Raw genomic sequence first — 232 nt, 5'->3', positions numbered from 1 at the left:
AGGCCGGGGGAACACGAGGGGCCAAGATGATTGGCGGAGCGGAAAGGATCAAGATCCACGGTGACTGGTTTCCTGTCAAAGCCAGATTGGAAGTGTTGAGTGGGCTTTCCGGGCACGGGGATTTCGCAGAGATTGAACAGTGGCTTGCTCAGAGTGACCTGGCCCCCGAAACGCCGATCAACCTGATTCACGGTGATCCGGAGGCGCTGGCGGCGCTGAGGGATCACTTGCG

Annotated in this window: 1 protein-coding gene; it reads left to right on the top strand. The window is 59.5% G+C overall.

What is annotated here, in order from left to right:
- Positions 1-232 (top strand): MBL fold metallo-hydrolase RNA specificity domain-containing protein (locus SQ11_RS16170; protein ID WP_306463982.1); only part of this gene is annotated, 232 nt, incomplete at both ends.

This window comes from Nitrosospira sp. NpAV (assembly GCF_000832065.1).
In the GTDB taxonomy this organism is placed as follows: Bacteria; Pseudomonadota; Gammaproteobacteria; order Burkholderiales; family Nitrosomonadaceae; genus Nitrosospira.
The sequence above is the reverse complement of the archived record's forward strand: the minus strand, read 5'-3'. Positions and strand labels throughout refer to the sequence as shown.